This is a genomic window from Bathymodiolus azoricus thioautotrophic gill symbiont (genome assembly GCF_001298715.1).
Taxonomy (GTDB): Bacteria; Pseudomonadota; Gammaproteobacteria; order PS1; family Pseudothioglobaceae; genus Thiodubiliella.
Genome location: NZ_CDSC02000103.1, coordinates 1 through 3,280 on the forward strand (window position 1 = coordinate 1; position 3,280 = coordinate 3,280).

Sequence of the window (3,280 nt, forward strand, 5' to 3'; positions counted from 1 at the left end):
AATATTTATAGACATAATTACAACGCTTGCTCTTTAACATAATTTAAAAAAGTTTTAAACCCTGCGCACTCTACAGAGTTCTTCGCAATATGCGTGTTTGCCAATACCTTGCACCCACCTTTACAAGTTGTCCAAAACTCACAAGCAAAACACTCTGTTCTTGACCTGTTGTGTTGTGCAACTTCTAATGCATAAGCATTACTACTTAATTGCGCTTCAATAGATTGCATTTGACTCATATCAATGTCTTTAGCCTCTGCGCCTTTGGCAACACAGGCATGTATCTGCCCATTAGGCTCTACATTGACACAACTCTCACCAGCTGGGCACCTAAGTCCATCGTAATTACTCATGCCTTGTAATAGTCCATCAAAAGGGGAAACAAAAATATCGTCTTGGTCTTGAGTGGTTTTTCTTTTTTCAATTACCCATTTAGCCGACTCAATCATCGCCTTAGAAGTGAGGATTGGATCTGGTGTTTCTTCAAGTGCATTTGCAGTTGGAACCATGGCTGCTAGATGCACAGATCTAAAGCCAAATTGATAAATCTCATCCAATGTTGTGCTAATACCGTGGCTAATCACTGATTGACTAAGTGATGTAGATATATGCACATTATTACCGTTTGCTCTTAATTCCTTACACCTCTTTAGCCACTTGTCATTGTTAATCTGAGTTCTTGCGTTTGGATCATAAGAAGTGGCTATATTTTGATACAATTTAGCGACCTTGACTGCCCGTGCATTTTGCAACGCAGTAACGATCATTATTTTTGAGTTTTTAAGCTTTGATAAGATTAATAGGTATTGCTTATGCGTGTCCATACTAAGCAGTGTTGGTTCGCCACCAATGATATGAACATCGGCGTTAGTATCGCCAATTACATCGGCTATTTCTTGCATTTTAGCAACTGACATAGATTGACTATTGTCTCTAATATCTTGATCAATATAACAATGAGAGCAAGCCAGCTGACACTGACGAGTTACATTGATATGGAATAATCGCCTATTTTTCACATGAGTTGTCATAACGCTAAGCCCCCTGCGCAAAATCCGTCTTGTTGGATTGGTATATGGGCGCTAAAACCTTGACAATCATCAAACTCATTACAGGCGAATTCAACACAGTGGCGTATTCGATTAACCGCTCTTTTTTGGTGTTGTTCTTTAATTTTAGAATTATTTAACTCATCAACATGCCTATGTTGTAATGCTGTTATTGTTGAGAACAAAGGATTTGTTGTCACTGTACAATTTGGATTTATAGTTAAAAAGTTATCGCCTTCTAGCGTATTAAACCCATCCACTCTTGGTGCGATTCTTATATTGTTATTAACAACCCAATCATCGGCTTTAATAGCATTAACAAACCCCCAGTATTCTTTTAATGTTGCATTGCCAGTTAAGACTGGATAATGAAAACTATCAAAAACAGGGTTATTGTTGAAATCATCAAAATTAACAGAGTAATCAAACGCCCAATCTTTAGCGCCAGAGTGTTTCATAATACTAATAATTGCCTCAGTGCCAGCCCTGATGGTTTCAATATTAAGCTCAACATTGACTGTGCAATTAATACCCGCTTCGCTCACTAAGGTTAAATTCTTAACGAACTTTTCTTGATATTTGTATTCATTTCCATATAAGGTTTGTTTTTTTCCATTTGCATAGGTTGTTTCAATTTGACTAGAAAATTCATTCAATGAGATTGCAACTAACCATTTTGGTAAATTAAACAAATTAGTAACGATTGTATGTCTTGCTCTTGGTAGTATGCTTGAGACAATATTGATATAAGACCTTAGCCCTCCTTCCCCCATTACACTTGGCTCACCGCCCATGTAAATCGCAATAGTATTATGACTTGGGTCAATACTTTTGTGCGCTAATACTTGTGCAAAATAATCCTTATCAAGACTTGAAGTGTAGTCATCTCTTAGTTTTTTAGGGATATAACATCTGGGACAATCCAGATTGCAAGCCCATGTTAAATTGATAAATAATTTATTAAATTGCTTCATTGCGTTAGCACTTCTATAGCTATAAATTTATTCTTTGAATGGTTAAATTTATTCTTTGAATGGTTAAATTTATTCTTTGAATGGTTAAATTTACTTTTTGAACGATCAATCCTTAAGTCTTCCAATTCTTCTATTTTGTCAATCCAATCAATAGAGGCTTGTTTGCCATATTTTTTAATATTGTCGTCAATAGATTTAAATATCACCTTCCACGCCGTGCAATTATTTGGTCGTGAATAAAAGCTGCCTGTCTCAGTAAATGACTCCATCATACATCCACCTTGACAATACTCATACCACTGGCATTGCTGGCATTCTTGGTCGATATTTGTTTGACGCTTGCTCAGTGTCAAATACATTTCATCATCCCATTCTCTACGAATTGCATTACCAAGCTTGCCTGCGCCAACATCGGCCATCTCTTGGCAAATATAAATATCACCATTTGGTTCAATATCAAGACTGTTTGCACAACAACTACGCCAATAAGGGCAACCTACCTCATTAGTGCGCATTCCAAGCATTGACTTGGTCATTCTCATAAGCGGTTCAACTGCTGTGCGGCCATTGATAAACCATATATTAATTAACGCCTTCCAATGTTTACCCAGTAACTTTGGCTCTAAATAATCAATAGAGTGTTTGCCAGCAAAAACAGGGCGTATCGTTATTCTTGTTTGGGTTTTCTCTGCGATTTTATATTCGTTGATCACTTTATCAATATTGTCCTTATCAAAAACAATAACAGTGCCAATCGTGGCGCCTGAAGTTGCTGATAAATAGTCAGCACCTTTGGTTGCTAACTCTCTATATTTATCTGCATCACCATTGATTGTTCTTTTGTTGGTGAAAGAGTCCTTTGATGTGCCAATACTGTGTGTATCAATAATCTCTCTTAACGCATCAATCTTGTTTCTAGAGCCTATTAAATTACTTTGACACCCAACATCAACTCGCTCAACTTTACTACCTGCAAGCTCTTTTATGACTGAGACAGCTTGCTTTAAATAGTTTGTGGGTAATACCATCACCTCACCGCCAATGACTTCTGCGCTACAGTATGTTTTTTTAGATGTTCTTGGTAAAAATTTGTCTAGTGCAAAAGTTAAAGATTTCTGCAAATCATCAATTGGCATTCTGTCTGAAGCTACATCGGATTCACAACTGCAATAATGACAATCTGCATTGCAAGCAGTTGTTAATCTAATATGTAAGTTGAAACCAGAGTATTGCATTAGTCTTTTTCAAAATACTGAG

3 protein-coding genes are annotated in these 3,280 nt (G+C 36.7%); all 3 read right to left on the reverse strand.

What is annotated here, in order from left to right; all coding sequences use genetic code 11:
* Positions 1–17: 17 nt before the first annotated feature.
* Genes BAZSYMA_RS02035 through BAZSYMA_RS02045 form a run of 3 tightly spaced genes read right to left on the reverse strand, consistent with a single transcriptional unit; the run spans position 18 to position 3,258 of the window.
* On the reverse strand, positions 18–1,031 hold the full coding sequence (locus BAZSYMA_RS02035; RefSeq protein WP_090715091.1) for a radical SAM/SPASM domain-containing protein: 1,014 nt from the start codon (positions 1,029–1,031) through the stop codon (positions 18–20).
* Positions 1,028–2,023 (reverse strand): radical SAM protein, encoded by a 996-nt coding sequence (locus BAZSYMA_RS02040; protein ID WP_090715093.1) that lies wholly within the window; start codon positions 2,021–2,023, stop codon positions 1,028–1,030. Before BAZSYMA_RS02040 ends, BAZSYMA_RS02035 begins: the two co-directional genes overlap by 4 nt.
* Positions 2,020–3,258, reverse strand: a complete 1,239-nt coding sequence (locus BAZSYMA_RS02045) for an SPASM domain-containing protein (protein ID WP_090715096.1) — start codon at positions 3,256–3,258, stop codon at positions 2,020–2,022. Before BAZSYMA_RS02045 ends, BAZSYMA_RS02040 begins: the two co-directional genes overlap by 4 nt.
* Between the last annotated feature and the right edge of the window lie 22 nt (positions 3,259–3,280).

What these genes read in the sequence shown, in the direction of transcription:
- BAZSYMA_RS02035 (WP_090715091.1), bottom strand. Translation starts at nt 1,031, where the DNA reads ATGACAACTCATGTGAAAAATAGGCGATTATTCCATATCAATGTAACT.
- BAZSYMA_RS02040 (WP_090715093.1), bottom strand. Translation starts at nt 2,023, where the DNA reads ATGAAGCAATTTAATAAATTATTTATCAATTTAACATGGGCTTGCAAT.
- BAZSYMA_RS02045 (WP_090715096.1), bottom strand. Translation starts at nt 3,258, where the DNA reads ATGCAATACTCTGGTTTCAACTTACATATTAGATTAACAACTGCTTGC.